This is a genomic window from Saccharopolyspora soli, from assembly GCF_022678645.1.
GTDB classification, from domain to species: domain Bacteria; phylum Actinomycetota; class Actinomycetes; order Mycobacteriales; family Pseudonocardiaceae; genus Saccharopolyspora; species Saccharopolyspora soli.
This window is the reverse complement of sequence record NZ_JALBWV010000018.1, coordinates 47,315-62,916: the sequence shown is the minus strand read 5'-3', so window position 1 is coordinate 62,916 and position 15,602 is coordinate 47,315. Positions and strand designations below refer to the sequence as shown.

The 15,602-nt window shown below is 68.0% G+C and carries 16 protein-coding genes; 10 read left to right on the top strand and 6 right to left on the bottom strand.

What is annotated here, in order from left to right; all coding sequences use genetic code 11:
* Nucleotides 1–81 precede the first annotated feature (81 nt).
* Nucleotides 82–306 (bottom strand): hypothetical protein, encoded by a 225-nt coding sequence (locus MOQ72_RS15825; protein ID WP_242184311.1) that lies wholly within the window; start codon nt 304–306, stop codon nt 82–84.
* 118 nt (nt 307–424) lie between these two features.
* On the opposite strand from MOQ72_RS15825, the gene MOQ72_RS15820 reads away from it, so the two are divergent.
* Entirely contained in the window at nt 425–1,264 is an 840-nt protein-coding gene (locus tag MOQ72_RS15820; protein ID WP_242184310.1) for a helix-turn-helix domain-containing protein, read from the top strand.
* Nucleotides 1,261–1,515 (top strand): DUF397 domain-containing protein, encoded by a 255-nt coding sequence (locus tag MOQ72_RS15815; RefSeq protein WP_242184309.1) that lies wholly within the window; start codon nt 1,261–1,263, stop codon nt 1,513–1,515. Before MOQ72_RS15820 ends, MOQ72_RS15815 begins: the two co-directional genes overlap by 4 nt.
* A gap of 64 nt (nt 1,516–1,579) precedes the next feature.
* On the opposite strand, the gene MOQ72_RS15810 is transcribed toward MOQ72_RS15815, so the two are convergent.
* The 3 genes from MOQ72_RS15810 to MOQ72_RS15800 all read right to left on the bottom strand — a co-directional run bounded on the left by MOQ72_RS15810 (nt 1,580) and on the right by MOQ72_RS15800 (nt 5,545).
* Nucleotides 1,580–3,436, bottom strand: coding sequence for a dynamin family protein (locus MOQ72_RS15810; protein ID WP_242184308.1), 1,857 nt, complete (start codon nt 3,434–3,436; stop codon nt 1,580–1,582).
* A 94-nt stretch (nt 3,437–3,530) separates the two neighbouring features.
* The gene (gene grpE / locus MOQ72_RS15805; RefSeq protein WP_372495392.1) at nt 3,531–4,007 is read right to left on the bottom strand and encodes a nucleotide exchange factor GrpE; all 477 of its coding nucleotides are present in this window, start codon (nt 4,005–4,007) and stop codon (nt 3,531–3,533) included.
* The gene (locus MOQ72_RS15800) at nt 4,007–5,545 is read right to left on the bottom strand and encodes a dynamin family protein (RefSeq protein ID WP_242184306.1); all 1,539 of its coding nucleotides are present in this window, start codon (nt 5,543–5,545) and stop codon (nt 4,007–4,009) included. Before MOQ72_RS15800 ends, grpE begins: the two co-directional genes overlap by 1 nt.
* A gap of 345 nt (nt 5,546–5,890) precedes the next feature.
* On the opposite strand from MOQ72_RS15800, the gene MOQ72_RS15795 reads away from it, so the two are divergent.
* From MOQ72_RS15795 to MOQ72_RS15775, 5 genes are all read left to right on the top strand, one after another.
* Nucleotides 5,891–7,111, top strand: a complete 1,221-nt coding sequence (locus MOQ72_RS15795) for a sensor histidine kinase (protein ID WP_242184305.1) — start codon at nt 5,891–5,893, stop codon at nt 7,109–7,111.
* A gap of 153 nt (nt 7,112–7,264) precedes the next feature.
* Entirely contained in the window at nt 7,265–7,921 is a 657-nt protein-coding gene (locus tag MOQ72_RS15790) for a response regulator (RefSeq protein ID WP_242184304.1), read from the top strand.
* Between the two features lie 51 nt (nt 7,922–7,972).
* Nucleotides 7,973–8,773 (top strand): HAD family hydrolase, encoded by an 801-nt coding sequence (locus tag MOQ72_RS15785; RefSeq protein WP_242184303.1) that lies wholly within the window; start codon nt 7,973–7,975, stop codon nt 8,771–8,773.
* A gap of 169 nt (nt 8,774–8,942) precedes the next feature.
* A complete protein-coding gene (locus MOQ72_RS15780; protein ID WP_242184302.1) occupies nt 8,943–9,890 on the top strand; it encodes an ABC transporter ATP-binding protein in 948 nt (315 codons plus the stop codon).
* Complete coding sequence (locus tag MOQ72_RS15775; protein WP_242184301.1) at nt 9,887–10,612, top strand: hypothetical protein; 726 nt, start codon at nt 9,887–9,889, stop codon at nt 10,610–10,612. Before MOQ72_RS15780 ends, MOQ72_RS15775 begins: the two co-directional genes overlap by 4 nt.
* A 520-nt stretch (nt 10,613–11,132) precedes the next feature.
* Here MOQ72_RS15775 and MOQ72_RS15770 read toward each other — a convergent pair.
* On the bottom strand, nt 11,133–11,600 hold the full coding sequence (locus tag MOQ72_RS15770; RefSeq protein ID WP_242184300.1) for a universal stress protein: 468 nt from the start codon (nt 11,598–11,600) through the stop codon (nt 11,133–11,135).
* A gap of 322 nt (nt 11,601–11,922) precedes the next feature.
* Between MOQ72_RS15770 and MOQ72_RS15765 the strand changes: the two genes are divergently transcribed.
* Both MOQ72_RS15765 and trmB read left to right on the top strand, forming a co-directional pair.
* Nucleotides 11,923–12,408, top strand: a complete 486-nt coding sequence (locus MOQ72_RS15765) for a hypothetical protein (protein WP_242184299.1) — start codon at nt 11,923–11,925, stop codon at nt 12,406–12,408.
* A 140-nt stretch (nt 12,409–12,548) separates the two neighbouring features.
* The gene (trmB, locus tag MOQ72_RS15760) at nt 12,549–13,193 is read left to right on the top strand and encodes a tRNA (guanosine(46)-N7)-methyltransferase TrmB (RefSeq protein ID WP_242184399.1); all 645 of its coding nucleotides are present in this window, start codon (nt 12,549–12,551) and stop codon (nt 13,191–13,193) included.
* A 211-nt stretch (nt 13,194–13,404) separates the two neighbouring features.
* On the opposite strand, the gene MOQ72_RS15755 is transcribed toward trmB, so the two are convergent.
* The gene (locus MOQ72_RS15755; protein ID WP_242184298.1) at nt 13,405–13,887 is read right to left on the bottom strand and encodes a MarR family winged helix-turn-helix transcriptional regulator; all 483 of its coding nucleotides are present in this window, start codon (nt 13,885–13,887) and stop codon (nt 13,405–13,407) included.
* Between the two features lie 144 nt (nt 13,888–14,031).
* On the opposite strand from MOQ72_RS15755, the gene MOQ72_RS15750 reads away from it, so the two are divergent.
* Nucleotides 14,032–15,288 carry a glycosyltransferase gene (locus MOQ72_RS15750; protein WP_242184297.1) on the top strand — a complete coding sequence of 419 codons (1,257 nt, stop codon included), beginning with the start codon at nt 14,032–14,034 and terminating at the stop codon, nt 15,286–15,288.
* The last annotated feature ends 314 nt before the right edge of the window (nt 15,289–15,602 follow it).

Below are 15,602 nucleotides of genomic sequence, written 5' to 3'. Positions count from 1 at the left end.
GGTGTCCCCTTTGCGTTTGAGGTTGGGTTTCTGCTGCTTGGGGTCGTGAGTGGTAATGGTCGCCAGAGCGGCCATTACCACTCACGACCACTGGGCGGCGATCCGACGCCAGCAGGCCATGCAGGTGTCCTGGTCGATCCACTCGATCTCCGGCGGGAGCTGCTGCACCTGCCACGCCTCCACCTCGACCCCGCAGAACGAGGTCACCGCCGCATGCGGCTCGGCCCGCTTCGCGGCCACGCCGAACCCGTGCCGCCCAACCCCAACGGGCCGCCAAAACCAATCCACCCCAGCCGCTTCGAACATCTCGCCTCCTGTTTAAGCCTGTTTCCAAGACAAATCTATGGCATAGGGTCTTGTGATGTCCCAGGGACAACTAAGGTTGATCACATCAGGTGATCAATGCGAAACATAGGGTTAGGTCATGGCGAACACTGCGAAAGCTCGTGTACTCGGCGCGGAACTCCGAGAACTTCGCAAGCAAGCTGGGTTTACCGTGCGGGCACTCGAACAGCGCCTCAGCTTTTCGCGCTCGACGATCAGCCGCATCGAGTGTGGCGACAAGGTGCCCAGTGCCGAAGACCTAGGGGCCATACTCGCCATTTACCAGGTCACGGGTGCGCGCCGGAACGAGCTGATCGAAGCGGCGAAGGAAGCAGATCAACCGAACTGGACAGAGGTCGGCAATCCTGGAATCCCGCGTCAGTTGTCAGCTTTGCTGGAGTTCGAGCGCGAAGCGACGCGCATCGTCGACCTGTCTCTGGTCAGGGTGCCAGGCTTGCTTCAGACCGCAGACTATGCGCGGACGGTCTTCCGTACAGGCGGGATTCCTCCCGAACGAATCGAGATGTTGGTTGCCATCAGGATGGGACGGCGAGAGGTACTGACGAAGGCATCGCCTGTTGATTTTCTTGCGTTCATCGACGAGGCGGTGCTTCGCCGACCTGTCGGCGGTGCGGAGGTCATGGCCGACCAGCTCAGGCACATCCTGAAGATGGGCGATCTCGACAACGTCTTGGTTCAGGTTCTGCCGTTCGAGCTCGGCGCCCACATTGGACAAGATGGCTCGCACATCCTGCTGGAGTTCGCAAAGGCCGACCCGATCGTTCACCTGGAACATCGCCGTTCAGGGCAGTTTCTCGACGAGCGGGCAGACACGACTGGCTTTTGCGAACTCACGTCTACGCTCCGAACGGAAGCGCTGGATGTGGATCAGTCGGCCGAGCTGATCCGCTCCTACCTCGACGACCTGGAGGGACGATGAACGAAGATTTTGCGGGTTGGCGCAAGTCCAGCTACAGCGGTACGCAGTCAAGTTGCGTCGAAGTCGGCTGGCGGAAGTCCAGCCACAGCGGCCCGAACAACAACTGCGTCGAGGTCGGCCTCGTCGCTGACGCCGTCGGAGTCCGGGACACCAAGGACCGCGACGGCGGGCTGTTATCCCTCGACCACCACCAGTGGCACACGTTCCTCGCGGCGATCCGCTCCGACCGGTTCGACGCGCCGAAGTTCTGAGGTGAGGGGCACCCTTTACCCAGTTACTTGGTAAAGGGTGCCCCGCACTCCTCACCTGATCGGCTCATGCCGCGGTGTCGCGGAGGTTGCGGATGCTGCCGAGGAGGTGTTCCGCTCGGTCGCGGCCCGCTGTTGCTTCGGTCAGGCGGCGGTTGACCGTTTGGAGTTCTCGGCTGCGTTCCGCGGCGTCCATCTTCAGCGCCTTGTCCACCTCGCGCAGCTCCCCCTCGATCGCCTCGATCCGCCTGGTCAGGGCGTCGTCCAGGGCCAGTGACAGCTGCTGCTCCGCCTCGATCAGCTGCTCCGCCACGAGTTGGTCCAGCGCCGAGCGGGCGTCCGCGATCGCGTCGGTCAGCCACTGCTTGAGGTGTTGCTTGTCCGCCGCGTGCTTGCGGGTTCGGGCCATCCACCAGCCCGCGCCGAGCCCGAGCACGATCGTCACCGGTAGCACCACCGGGTTCAGCGCCGCGATTCCCAGCCCGGCCAATGGCATCGCGGCCGCGCGCCCGACGCCGAGCCCGCCGGAGACGCCCATGAACACCAGCAGCTTGTCCTCCGCGGTCGGCGGTCGCTTGTCCGGCGGGCGCAGCGCGATCGGCGCCTGCACACCACGGGCGAACTGCGAGCGGATCACGTCCAGTTCCTCGGCGGAGAACAGCTCCTTCAACGCCTGCTCGGCAACGGTCGCCAGCCGTGCGGAGAGCATCGATGCGATGCGCGTCGAGGCCATCTGCAACGCCACGTCAACGTGCCGGGGCAGATCGGCGAGCTGGTCGCGGTCGGCACCGTCGATGGCCCGGCGGAACCAGTTCTGCACGTCCCGGACCTGGCGGGTCACCTCGTGGCTGGTCTCGACGCGGGTGCGCTGGATCTCGCCGCGCAGCTTGACCTGCCAGCCTCGGGTCGACGAGCGCCGCGCGGTGGACAGCTCGTCGCGCCGCGCCCGCAGCGACTCCGCCTCGTCCTCGCCGACGGTCAGCGCGCGCTTCTCGCCCTCCAGCTTCGCGACCAACTCACCGAGCACAGTGGACAGTGCGCGCATCGTGTTGGCCTCGCCGAGCATCATCGACCGACCGCCGATCAGCCGCTCCAGCTCGGTGCGCAGCTCCGTGATGCCGGACTTCTCGCGCAGCACGTTCGCGGCCTGCTCGCTCGGCGCGTTCCCGGCCAGCTCCAGCATCCGCGCGGACACCGGGAAGATCGGCACGTCGGCGAACCGCGGCGCGTGCTCGACCAGCAGCTTCCGGTCGTCTTCCAGGACCTGCCGCCAACCCCGGTGCTGGTCCGTCTTGGCCAGCGCGAAGACCACGGTCTCGACGCGCTCGCCGACCTTGTGCAGGAAGTCCAGCTCGCCGCGGGTGAACGGGGCGGACGCGTCGACGACGAACAGCAGCGCCGTAGCCGAAGCCGCCGCTTCCATCGCGAGTTCGCCGTGCAGCGCGTCCAACCCGCCGACACCGGGGGTGTCGACCACCGTCACCTTTTCCAACGCGTCGAGCGGCGCCGAGATGCGCACGTAGCGCGGCGGCAGCTGCCCTTCGGGCAGTTCGCGGCCCGCGCCCACCCAGTTCGGCAGCTCGGCCAGGTCGAAGGACACCGGGTCCTGCTGGCCGGGGTAGCAGGCGTGCGCCGCCCACTGCTCGCCGTGCTCGAACTGCAGGTACGTCGCGGTGGCCACGTCAGCGTCCACAGGGGACAGTCCAGGGTGTCCGAGCAGGGCGTTGACCAGCGAACTCTTGCCGCGGTTGGTTTCGCCGACCACGACCACGCTGGGCGTCGCCGGACGGCTGCGCCGAACTTGCTCCACCCACTCCGCGGCGGTCGGGTCGGCCTCCCGCAACAGCGCGAGCAGCTTGTCCCTGGCCTGCTTGACCTGCTGCGGCAGTGCCGCGGCGACCGCGGCCGGTGCAGACGCCGTCATGCTCGCCCCGCTCCTCTCCGAACCCGTGCTACGTGGCGGAATCCCAGTCCAGACCGGAAATTGTCCCCGAACCGAAGCACCACCGGAAGGCTTCTCACTTCGTCCGCAGCTGGTAGACGGTCACCACCGGAGCGCGCAGCACGCGATCCCGGTCGGCGAAGCCGAGCACCTCGGTCTCGGCGATCACGCCGTCCAGCGTCGGGTCGTCGGTGGGCAACGTGCCGCCAGCCTCGTGGTGCGCCGGGTCGAACCGGGTGCCGTCCGGCCGCAGCGCCGCGACCCCGATATCGCTGAGCCCTTCGGAAAGCCGTTCCACCACGCCCGCGCTGCGGGCCCGGTCCATCGCGTACATGCACAGCTGGATCAGCGTCGCCCGTTCAGCCAGTGCGCGGTCGAGCGGATCGGTGGCGATGTCGCTGGTCACGGCGGTCATCTTGGTCCCCAACTCTGCGTCAGCATCCGGGGCCACAGCGGTGCCCTCGTCTGGATCGGACGCGGCGGGCACGCCACCGGTTCCACTTTCGGGTGATTTCTGCCGACGCTGTCGACCCCGCCAATTTCGCACCGTCATCACCCGGACCGCAGCTGCTGCCAGATCAGGAAGTACGCCCGGTGCACCACGTGCGCGATGCGGCTCTGCGCGGGCGTGGCGCCGAACGATGAGAACGAGCGCCACCAGTTCGCCCGTTCCAGCGCGTAGTCGGTCAGTTCCTTGCGGTGCCGCCCCGGCAGACCGAGCTGCTCGCCGACATCGGTGCTGCTGCCGACCCGCATCACCTCGTCGGCCAGATCCGTCGGCATCGTCACCGCCCCGGCCGCGACCAGCGTCAACGCCTCCAGCACCCGCAGCTGGTGCGCTTCCGGCTTGGCCAGCAGCACCTCGATCGCGTCGTGCACCCGCTGCCGTTCGCCCTGGTCGCCGGAGGTTTGCGCGAGTGCGGTCACCGAGGCCAGCGCAGCCGCCGCCTTGATGCCGTCGGCCCGTGCGCGGAACACCGTGTCCAGCCGGTTCAACACCGAGGCCAGCCCGGAGGAATCCAGCAGCCGCCGCCGCAGCGCGCCCGCGGTGATCTCCGGGTCGGCGTCGATCGCCTTCAGCGCGCACCGGATTCCGTAGAGGTCCATCCGTTCCAGCAGGCGGCTGCGGGTACCGGCCGGGACGTCGCACTCCCAGCTGGTGAACAGGTCCGCCGACAGCAACAGCGTTTCGCGGGTCGCCTCGTCCAGCTTGGCCAGGCCGCGAAGCGCCTCCGCGTCACCGGAGGTGAACTCGCCGGATTCCGCCGTTTCCGCGAGCAGGCCGATCAGCGGCAGCACGTCCGCGACCTTGGGCTTGAGCAGCTGCGACTGCTTCTCCGCCAGCAGCGAGGCGGCTTTCCACACGTCACCGTCGGAGTCCTCCACCGAGCTCGGCTCGATGGTGTCGGCCTTGTTCAGCACCGCGATCGCGTTGACCGGTCCGGCTTCCCGGCTCGCGGTGGCCGCGGTGAACGCCGCCAGCGCCTGTTCGTCGTCGGCTCGAACCCCTTGCGTCACCACGTAGACCACGGCCTCGGCTCCGGCGACCGCGCTGCGCGACACCGGGTCCAACTCGTCGTCGTCCTCGGTCTCCGGCCGGGTGCCCAGCAGTTCTTCGGTGCGCGCCACGGAGGCGGCGTCCAGCGAACCGAGTCCCGGGGTGTCGATCACCGTCAGATCGCGCAGCACCGCGTTGGTCAGGTATGCCTCCAGGTGCGAGACCTGTTCGATGTCCACGCCCAGGTCGGCCGGGATGCCGCCGTTGGCCTCGAACGGCACGGCCTGCTTCTTCCCGTTCCGGAAGATGATCTCGACGCGGTCCACGGTGCCGTACTGGAAGCGGGTCACCAGCCGGGTGCACTCGCCGACGTCGGTGGGCGCGACCCGGCGCCCGATCAGCGCATTGACCAGTGTGGACTTGCCGGACTTGATCCGGCCCGCGACGGCCACCTGCAGCGGAGCCGACAACCTGCGCAGCACCTCGGCGAATCCGGCCGCGCTCCGCTCGGACACCTGCGGCTGCAACCCGGTGCACAGCCGGGCGACCGCAGCCGAAAGCGGACCGGGCCAGTGCTGCTGCTCGGTACTCAACGCCGACCTTTCCGGTGGACTGTGCGGGTCGTCTCGTGCAGCGCGACCGCGGACGCCATTGCTCCCGACACGATTCGCGCATTGGACATGCTGTCGGGGCGGTCCAGCGGAGATGGCGTTCGAAGAACCAGGCTGCGGACGTGCTGGAAGGGCGGCTCCGCCACTTGCCTGCGCACGTCAGCCCTCCCGATCCACGCGGCCACTCGCTGTCCGTGACATCCTGCCACGCATGGCTGATCAGCCGGGACGTCGAAGGGATATTGCCTGGTGTACGACCACGGGTTGATCCGATTCGAGCCTGCGGAATGACGTCCGCGCAGGTCCGGACGTCCTAATCTCGGCAGTGTGCGGAAACTGAGCCTCTGGTTGCGGGCGCGCCCGTTGGTCGGCGACAGCGGGATCGCCACCTTCATGTTGCTCGTACACCTGGGCGGGCTCAACGATGGCGGTGACCGGGCGATCGCCATGCCGTCCGCGCTGTACGTCGTGGTCGGACTGCTGCTGACCGTGCCGCTGGCGGTGCGGCGCATCTGGCCGGTGCCGTCGGCGTACGTCGCGCTGCTCGGCGTGGCGATCATGTCGGTTGCCCACCAGGGCGCGGATTTCGCCGCGGCGACCGTGGTGGCGTGCGTGATGATCTACACCCTGGTCGCCGGGGCGGGCCGCTGGAAAGCCGCGCTCTACACCGCGCTGACCGGCGGACTCTTCCTGCTCCGGCTGTTCACCCAGCAGGGCCTGCCGGAGAACGTGATCGGCCTGGTCCTCGTCCAGGTCGCGTTCTTCGTCCTGCTGGCCGGATTCTGCTGGATGCTGGGCGAGTTCGTCGGAGCCCGCCGTGCGTACCACGCCGAGGTGGAGCGGCGGCTGCACAGCCTGGAGTTCGAGCGCGACCAGCAGGCCCGCATCGCGGTCGCCGAGGAGCGCAACCGGATCGCCCGAGAAGTGCACGACGTGCTCGCGCACTCGGTCAGCGTGATGGTCACGCAGGCCGACGGCGCCGGTTACGCCCTGCGCCACAAGCCGGAACTCGCCGAGTGCGCGTTGCAGGCGATCGGCAGCACCGGCCGCGAGGCGCTGGGCGAACTGCGGAGCCTGCTCGGTGTGCTGCGCGGTCCAGCAGAGGGCGAACCCGGCCGGATTCCGCAACCGACCTCTGCGGACCTGCACGACCTGGTCGACCGGGTGCGCGATCTCGGGGTCCGCGTGTCGTTGCAGGTGACCGGCGATTTCACCGAGCTGTCGACCGGGATCGGGCTCAGCGTGTACCGGATCGTGCAGGAATCGCTGACCAACGTGGTCAAGCACGGCGGACCGGGAGCCACCGCCAGGGTCCGCGCGGACAACGACGGACAACGCATCGAGATCGAGGTGCTGGATGACGGGAAACGACGGAAGCGGACCGAGCTGACCTCGGGCGGCAACGGGCTCATCGGGATGCGGGAGCGAGCCGTGGTCTACGGCGGAACGCTGGAGGCCGGTCGGCGCGCGGACGGAGGCTGGCGGGTGCACGCGCTGCTGCCGATCGGCCAAACCGAACGCGAAAGCATGCCGTCGATGCAGCGGTAGCCGTTGGGTTTCGGCCTCGCCCTGCCGCGCGGAAGACGCGGGATCGGGTGCCAGTTTCAGGGCAAAACCGGCACCCACTCCGAGGTTCCGCCGGGCAAGCCGATCCGTGCACTCTCCGAGTTCGAAATCCCTGCTCGGATAGGGTGTGTTGCCATGGTTCGCGTGCTGCTGGTGGACGACCAGGAACTGATGCGCATGGGATTCCGGATGGTGCTCGACGCCCAGGACGACCTGGAGGTCGTCGGCGAGGCCGGGAACGGTGCGGACGCGGTCGAGCTCGCCGGGCGGTTGCGGCCCGACGTGGTGTTGATGGACGTCCGGATGCCGGTGCTCGACGGCGTCGAGGCGACCCGCCGGATCGTCGCCGCGGACAGCGCGAAGGTCCTGGTGATGACCACCTTCGACCTGGACGAATACGCCCTGTCCGCGTTGCGCAACGGGGCCAGCGGATTCCTGCTCAAGGACACCCCGCCGGAGAGCCTGGTCACCGCGGTGCGGTCGGTGGCCAGCGGGGACGCGGTGGTCGCACCCAGCGTGACCAAGCGGCTGCTGGACCGGTTCCTGGGCGAACGCGTCGGCGAGTTGCGGGACCCCGCGGTGCTGGACGTGCTGACCGACCGGGAGCGCGAAGTGCTGGTGCTGGTGGCGAAAGGACTGTCGAACAGCGAGATCGCGGGCAAGCTGTTCCTGTCCGAGGCCACCGTGAAGACCCACCTCGGCCGCATTCTGTCCAAATTGGACCTGCGGGATCGGGTGCAGGCGGTGGTGCTGGCCTACGAGACCGGCCTGGTCAAACCGGGAGAAGCGTGAAATACGCCTCCAACCAGCCACAACACCGCCAACGGCGGCTAACCTGCGTTGGTGACCGACGCCGCGTGGAAGCCTCGCCTGATCGCTGTCGACGTCGACGGAACCCTGCTCGACCCGGCCACCCAGCAGATTTCCGCGGTGGTCAAGGCGGCGGTGCGCCGCGCGGTCGAGGCGGGCAGCCAGGTCGTGGTGGCGACCGGCCGCGCCATGCTCGGCACCCAGCCGATCCTCGATGAACTTGAACTGACCAGCGGCTTCGCGCTTTGCTCCAACGGCGCGGTGCTGATGGACGTGGTCACCCGCGAGCCGCTGTCGGTGGAGACCTTCGACCCGGCACCGGTGTTGGCCGAACTGGCGAGTCGGCTGCCGGGTGCCAGCTTCGCCGCCGAGCAGATCGGCGTCGGGAACCTGGTGACCACGAAGTTCCAGGAGCACGAGTTGCACGGCCCGCAGCAGTTGGCCTCGCTGGACGAACTCGTCAGCGAACCGGTGCCCCGGTTGATCGCGCACTGGGTCGACCACCAGCCCGCCGAGGTCTTCGAGGCGCTGGGCGATCTCGACATGCCGTCCTGCACCATCACCCTGGACCACTACGAACCGCTGGTCACCGTCGTGCCCGAGGGCGTGACGAAGGGCTCGGCGCTGGAGAAGCTGCGCGCCGAACTCGGCATCGCCAGCGAGGACACCTTCGCCGCCGGTGACGGGGACAACGACATCCAAATGCTGCGGTGGGCGGCGCTCGGCGTCGCCATGGGGCAGGCACCGGAGATCGTGCGCGCGGCAGCCGACGAGGTCACCGGTCCGGTTTCCGAGGACGGCCTGGCGGCTGTCCTGGACCGCTTGTTCAGGTGAGATCTCCGGGACAACCCTGAGGCGGTCATCCTTCAGGTCGGGTTCACTACGACTCGGGGATGACCCGAAGTCCAGACGCTGGACCGATGTCGGCGTAGTGCCAGAACATGCAAGCTGATCTCGTGGCCCCGGTCAGGGGCCGCGGCAGTCGGCGGCAACAGGAGTGATCATGATCGAGGCGACCGGCCTCACCAAGCGCTACGGACCGAAAGTCGCGGTGAACAACTTGTCGTTCACCGTGAAACCCGGCCGAGTAACGGGCTTTCTCGGTCCCAACGGTGCTGGTAAGTCCACGACCATGCGCATGATGCTCGGCCTGGACCGGCCGACGTCGGGCGAGGTGCGCATAGACGGAAAGCTCTACCGCGAGTTGAAGCACCCGCTGCGCACCGTGGGAGCGCTGCTCGACGCGAAGTGGGTGCACCCCAATCGGTCGGCGCGCACCCACCTGCAATGGCTGGCCAAGTCGAACGGGATTCCGCTGAAGCGGGTCGACGAGGTGCTCGGCATGGTCGGCCTGGACGAAGTCGCGCGTCGCAGGGCGGGCGGGTTCTCGTTGGGCATGTCGCAACGGCTGGGCATCGCCGTCGCGCTGCTCGGCGACCCGAAGATCCTGTTGTTCGACGAGCCGGTGAACGGGCTGGACCCGGAGGGCATCCACTGGATCCGGCGGTTCATGCAGGGCTTGGCCGCGGAGGGGCGCACAGTCTTCGTCTCCAGTCACCTGCTGTCCGAAATGGCCCTGACCGCCGAGGAACTGGTGGTGATCGGCCGTGGCGAGCTCATCGCGCAGTGCAGCACCCAGCAGTTCGTCGACAACGCCAGTACCCAGGGAGTGCTGGTGCGCTCGCCGAGCGCCACGCAGTTGCAGCAGGTGCTGAGCTCGCAAGGGTTGAGCGTGCGGTCCACGGCGGCGAACACCCTCGTGGTCGACGAGGTAACCACCGAGCAGATCGGTGAACTCGCCGCGCAGCAAGGAATAGTCCTGCACGAACTCACCGCGCAACGGGGCTCGTTGGAAGACGCGTACATGCAGATGACCAGCAATGCCGTTGAATACCAGACCGATCTCGGCCCCGCCGCGTCCGCGCTGACCACCTCGGGGGTGACCCGATGACCTTGCTCGCCGTGGAGCGCATCAAGCTCTTCTCCACCCGCTCGCCGTGGTGGTGCACCTTCCTGGCCTTGGCGTTGACCATCGGGTTCGCCACGCTGTTCGCGTCCCGGGCCGACGATCAGATGCCGTTGCAGATGACCCAGATCGGCCACCAGTTCGGTCTGATGGTGGTGCTGGTGCTGGCCGCGTTGTCGATCACCACCGAGTACCGCTTCGGCACGCTCCGCGCGACCTTCCAGGCAGTGCCGAACCGGAGTGCTGTGCTGCTGGCCAAAACGGTGGTCGTCGCGGTGGTGGCGCTGCTGATCGGTGAGGTGGCGGCGTTCGGCTCGTGGGGCGCGGCGAAGGTGCTGGTGCCGAACGCGGATCTCGCAATCGGCACGCTCGACGCGTGGCGCCAGGTCGCCGGGGTCGGCGTGGTGTTCGCCATCGGCGCGGTGCTGGCGGTCGCGGTCGGTGCCCTGCTGCGGCAGACCGCGGGAGCGGTGACTCTGCTGCTGATCTGGTCGCTGCTGGTGGAGAACCTGGTCGGGTTGATCCCGGAGATCGGCGAAGACGTGCAGAAGTGGATGCCGTTCGTCGCCGCCGACCACTTCCTGACTGGAGCCGACGGGGTGGGCGATATGCCATTCGGGCCGTGGGGTGCGCTGGGCTATTTCGCCGCGATCTCGGCGGGCCTTTGGCTGATCGCGTTGATCATCGTCCGGCGGCGGGACGCCTGACCAGCAAGAATTGATCTTGGTGTGGAATTTCATGATCAATTAAAGAAATGCCCTGCTGGGCGGGGGATAGCAAAACGTTACCCAGCCCGGCCGAGAGTCTGATCACGTCAACAGATAGGATCGGCGACAAGATCGAGCCGCAGACGTCGCCACCTCGGTGCGCTGTGACCATTGCGGCACGCAGTGTCCGTAGTGGACACCGTGCGGGGGCAACGGTGCGGCGGACTGGCACAACCGAAATCGACCGACTGCAGCAGCGCTCGGGGGCGCCGGCGGTCGGGACGGGGGAGGGCCCGGGCTGTCATTCGGGGGATGGCCCGGGCCCTGTGCTTTCTCGGAATCTGTCTGTGAACTCGTTTTGCCTAGCGGTGCGGGATGTCCCCGCATAGCACTGCCTGAGAACCCGCGGTGGTGCCAGTTGCGAGGGTGGGCCAAGCGGCTGCGCCGCTTCAAAAACAAGATCAAAGGCAAGCTCTCGGGTATCCGGGTCGTCGGGCGCGGCCTGCGGGCGAGGTGGCGTTCAGACGTTCGGGCGGACCACCAGAACCGGGCAGGCCGCGTGGCGGACGCATTGCTCGGCCACCGAGCCGAGCATCAGGCCAGCGAAACCGCCGCGACCTCGATGGCCCACCACGAGGAGCTCCGCGCCCTTCGACGCCGACAGCAGGGCTTGCGGCGACGGCGAGTGGACGACGTGGATCTGCACCGGCAAGTCGGGGTGCTCCCCCAGCTTCTTGTTCACGATGCGTTCGGTGTCCTCCAGGACGGACTGCTGGAACTGGTCCAGGCTGGGGACCACGTTCGGCGGGCAGTCCGACGGTCGCGGCGCGGTCCGGAAGCTCCAGGCGCGCACCACGTGCAGCACGGTGTTGCGCCGCCTGGCCTCCTCAGCCGCCACGAGCAGAGCGCGCAGCGAGGACGCGGAGCTGTCCACCCCGACGACGACACCGCCGTCGATCTCAACCTGTTGGATCGTTTGATCTGGCACCCCTCCATGCCAACGGCCCAACCCCGCGTTGTCGAGCCGACCAGCGGTGCATCAACCGAACACGTTGTAATTCTGTGACTTTGGACACAATTAACATCCCTGTGTCATTCTTTGACTTGGCTGTGGTAAGGCATGAGTAGAGATGTCCCGAACCAGCGTCGCTTGGGGGCATGCGCTGGGCGAGGGCGAGTTGGATCGGCTCGCAACTTTCTCAACAGCAGAGGGGTGGGCCATGGCGGTTTCGAAGGAAGGCTCGGTAGTCCAGAGGCAGCAGAAAGACGTGCGTCTGAAACGGCCGGACAGCGATGTTCAACTTGAACCGGTGCCGCGTCTGGAATGGTCCCTGGCGACCGAGGCGCACCCGCCCGCGCTGGAGGCTGCAACCCCCGCATCGCTGCGCCGAAGTTGGATCCACACCGCACCGGAGCAGCAGGTCCTCGACCTGTTCCGCAAGTTGCACGGCGCGCAGCGCCGACTGCCCGCCCCGTGGTGGCTGCGGGCGCTGGATCGAGGCGAGATCCCGTCACGCGGCGCGGCGTTCGAGATCGAAGACGAGGTGCACGCGGTGCTCGGCGCCCGGCCGGGTTGGGTCTTCGTGCCTTGGGCCGGGATCGGCGAAGCCGGGTACTGGGAGTACGCGCCGTCGGACCGGGGGGCGATGAAGATGCCCACCACCGTGGTGCTCACCGACGAGCATCCGGGTTGGTTGAACGTGGTGGCCGCGCACGGCGACACCGAACCGGTTCCGGTGCCGGTCAAGCAGGCCGCCGGGCTGATCTCGATGTTGCCGCAGATCGAAGCCTGGTGATCAACCGGCCCCGACGGCCGCACCGGGTTCGGTCGTCGGGGTGTGCTGCGGGTTTGCGATACTGAGTTCTCGTGAACGCGTCTGACCAGCAGGTTCCGTTTCGTCGAACTGTCGTCAGCTACGTCCAGCGCGGCGAGCGGATGACGGTGGGTCAACAGCGGGCCTGGGACTGCCACTGGCCCGAGCTGGGCCACGAGGTGACCGCGCTGCCCGAAGGTCCACTGGACGTCACGACCTGGTTCGGTCGCCGCGCGCCGCTGGTGCTGGAGATCGGTTCCGGCATGGGCGAAACGACCGCGCAGCTCGTGGCCGCCCAGCCCGAGGTCAACTACCTGGCGGTCGAGGTCTACAAGCCGGGCTTGGCCCAGCTGATGCTCCGGGCGGAGAAGCTGGGAGTGACCAACCTCCGGCTGCTGCGCGGGGATGCGATCGTGCTGCTGCGCGAGCACATCGAACCAGCGTCGCTCGCCGAGGTGCGCATCTACTTCCCGGACCCGTGGCCCAAGAAGCGGCACCACAAGCGCCGTCTCGTGCAACCCGACTCGGTGGAGTTGATCGCGTCCCGCCTCGCGCCGGGCGGCGTGCTGCACCTCGCGACGGACTGGGAGAACTACGCCGAGCAGATGCTGGAGGTCTGCCGGGCGGAGCCGCAGCTGCGCAACCGGTACGCCGACGAGCCGGGCGACTGGGCGCCGCGGCCGGAATGGCGGCCGGTCACGAAGTTCGAGAACCGCGCCCACGAAGAAGGCCGCGCGATCCGCGACTTGATCTTCGAACGCGTCTGATAGGCGTCAGCGCCGATCGGCATCGCGACCGGCCTCGTCGCAGAAGCACGCGGGTTCAGCGGGCGTGGAGCTCGTTCGTGCTGAACCGCCGCTGCCGGGGCTCGGGCTGGGCGGCGTTCGTGTGATCCTCGGTCGGTGGTATCTGCTGCTCGCGTCTTGTGCGATGGGTGGATTCAGCGGCGCTGCTCGTCTCGGGCGTACTTGGCGTTGGTCATTGGCGAGTTTCAGTCGGTGCGGCTCGCAGCCGGGCGAGTTCGGCCGCGCTGTTGTCGTGGACCCGCTGGATGAAGCGCAACACCGCGGCGAGCTCCGCGTCCGTGAAGTCGGCGAGATCGTCGCGGGTGTGCGCGGCGAGTCCGGCGTAGTAGGCGCGCACGCGGTTGAGCCCTTCGGTGGTGGGCTCGATGAGCACCCTGCGTCGGTCGCCGGGATCGCGGACCCGCTCGATGCAGCCCGCCGCGTCGAGGCGGTCGATCATGCGTGATACCGAACCCGACGTCAGCCCCACGTGCTTGGCGAGTTCGGCCGCGGTGGCGGGTCCGTGCTTGTTGAGCGCGTGCAGGCAGTCCAGATCGCTGAGCGTGACACCCATCTGCTTGGCGATCTCGGCGTTGAGCTGGGCGGTGGCGTTTCCCCAATCCGGCAGGGCTGCCAGCACCCGCCCGGCCGCCGTGCCGCTGCCCGTACTGCTCACTCCAGCGCTGCCTTCCCGTTCGGCTTGTTATCCGGAAGCTAGCACGATTAATCTGCGTGGCACAACTAATGCGTCACACAGTTAATGCGCCAGGCAGTAGTTGCGCCGCGATGTCGAGGTGTGCCCGGAAAGCTGGGAGTTCAAGTGCGTGTGTTGTTGTCGACCATCGGGTCGCGCGGGGAGGTCCAGCCGGTGGCGGCGCTGGCCTGGCGGTTGAAAGCGCTCGGCCAGGACGTTCGAGTGTGCGTGCCCCCTGACTTCTGCGAGTGGATCGAGGATCTGGGAATCTCGGCGGTCCCCCTCGGAGCGGTGATGCGTCCTGGGGCGACATCCGAAGCAGCAACGGACAAGTGGGACCTGTCCTCGCCCGAGGGATGGCGTCAGGCAGCGGAGGACGCCGTGGCCGCGCAGTTCGCCACGCTCCCGGGGGCCGCGCGGGAGGCTGATGTCCTGGTGGCGGGCGGGGCCGTGCTCGTCGCCGCTCGGTCGGTGGCCGAGTTGATGGGGATCGGCTACGTCCACTTCCACTACTGCCCCACCACCTTGCCGTCCCCGCACCACGCGCCAGCCCCGTGGCCGGGATGGCCGCAGGACGAGACGGGCGACCACCGCCAGCAGTGGGCGTTGGACGCGCGGCGTTGGAACGACACCTGGCGCGCCGCGCTCAACGCCCACCGCGCCAGCGTCGGTCTGCCACCGGTCGACGACGTGCGCAACCACGTCCTCGGCGATCGGCCCTGGCTGGCCGCCGACCCGGTGCTGGGCCCCTGGCCCGAGCCCGACGACCCGACCGTGATTCGGACGGGCGCGTGGATCCTGCCGGACGAACGCCCGCTACCGATCGAGTTGGCAACCTTCCTCGACGCGGGCGAGCCACCGGTCTACTTCGGACTGGGCAGCATGCGTTCCCCTGGGGACGACATCAGCCAAGTGATGACCACCGCGGCCCGCGCACTCGGACGCCGCGCGATCATCTCCCGTGGATGGGCCGACCTGCCGCTGCCGGACGACGGGGACGACTGCCTGTTGATCGGAGAGGTCAACCACCAAGAGCTGTTCCGGCGGGTCGCCGCCGTCGTGCACCACGGCGGCGCGGGAACCACGACCGCCGCCGCGGGAGCCGGGGCGCCCCAGGTCGTCATCCCCCAGGTCTACGACCAGCACTACTGGGCCCGGCGGGTCGGCCACCTCGGGATCGGGGTCGCGCACCCGCAGCGCATGCCGACGGCCGATTCGCTGACCAAGACCCTCAGCCAAGCCCTGGAACCGGACGTCGCGGCCCGCGCCCGCGTTGTGGCCACGTCGCTGCGCGCCGACGGCGCACAGGTGGCCGCACAACGCTTGGTGGCCTGGAGTTCGCAGGGATCACCAACCCTGTCGTCCAGCGGAGATCCCACCTAGACCAGGCGCCTTGCTGGCCGCCTGTGGTCTGGATGGAGCGAAGACCGGTACTCGATCGCGGTCTGGACTTCCATCCGTTGCGGCGGGCGCTGGCTGGGATCCTGTTTCGTCCATCAGCAGCGGGGGCATGAACACGCCGCAGGTTCCTCTGCGACCCGCACCCACACCCGGCCTTCTCGGCGAGTTGCCGAACGCGCTGGCTTCTCGGGCCGAACGGGCAATCCGTTTGTGCAGCTGTTGTGAATCTATGAGCCGTCTCGTCTGGGAGTCGCGCTGCAAGGCTTCGGCGCGTCGTAGCTCGGCTGCTACGACAA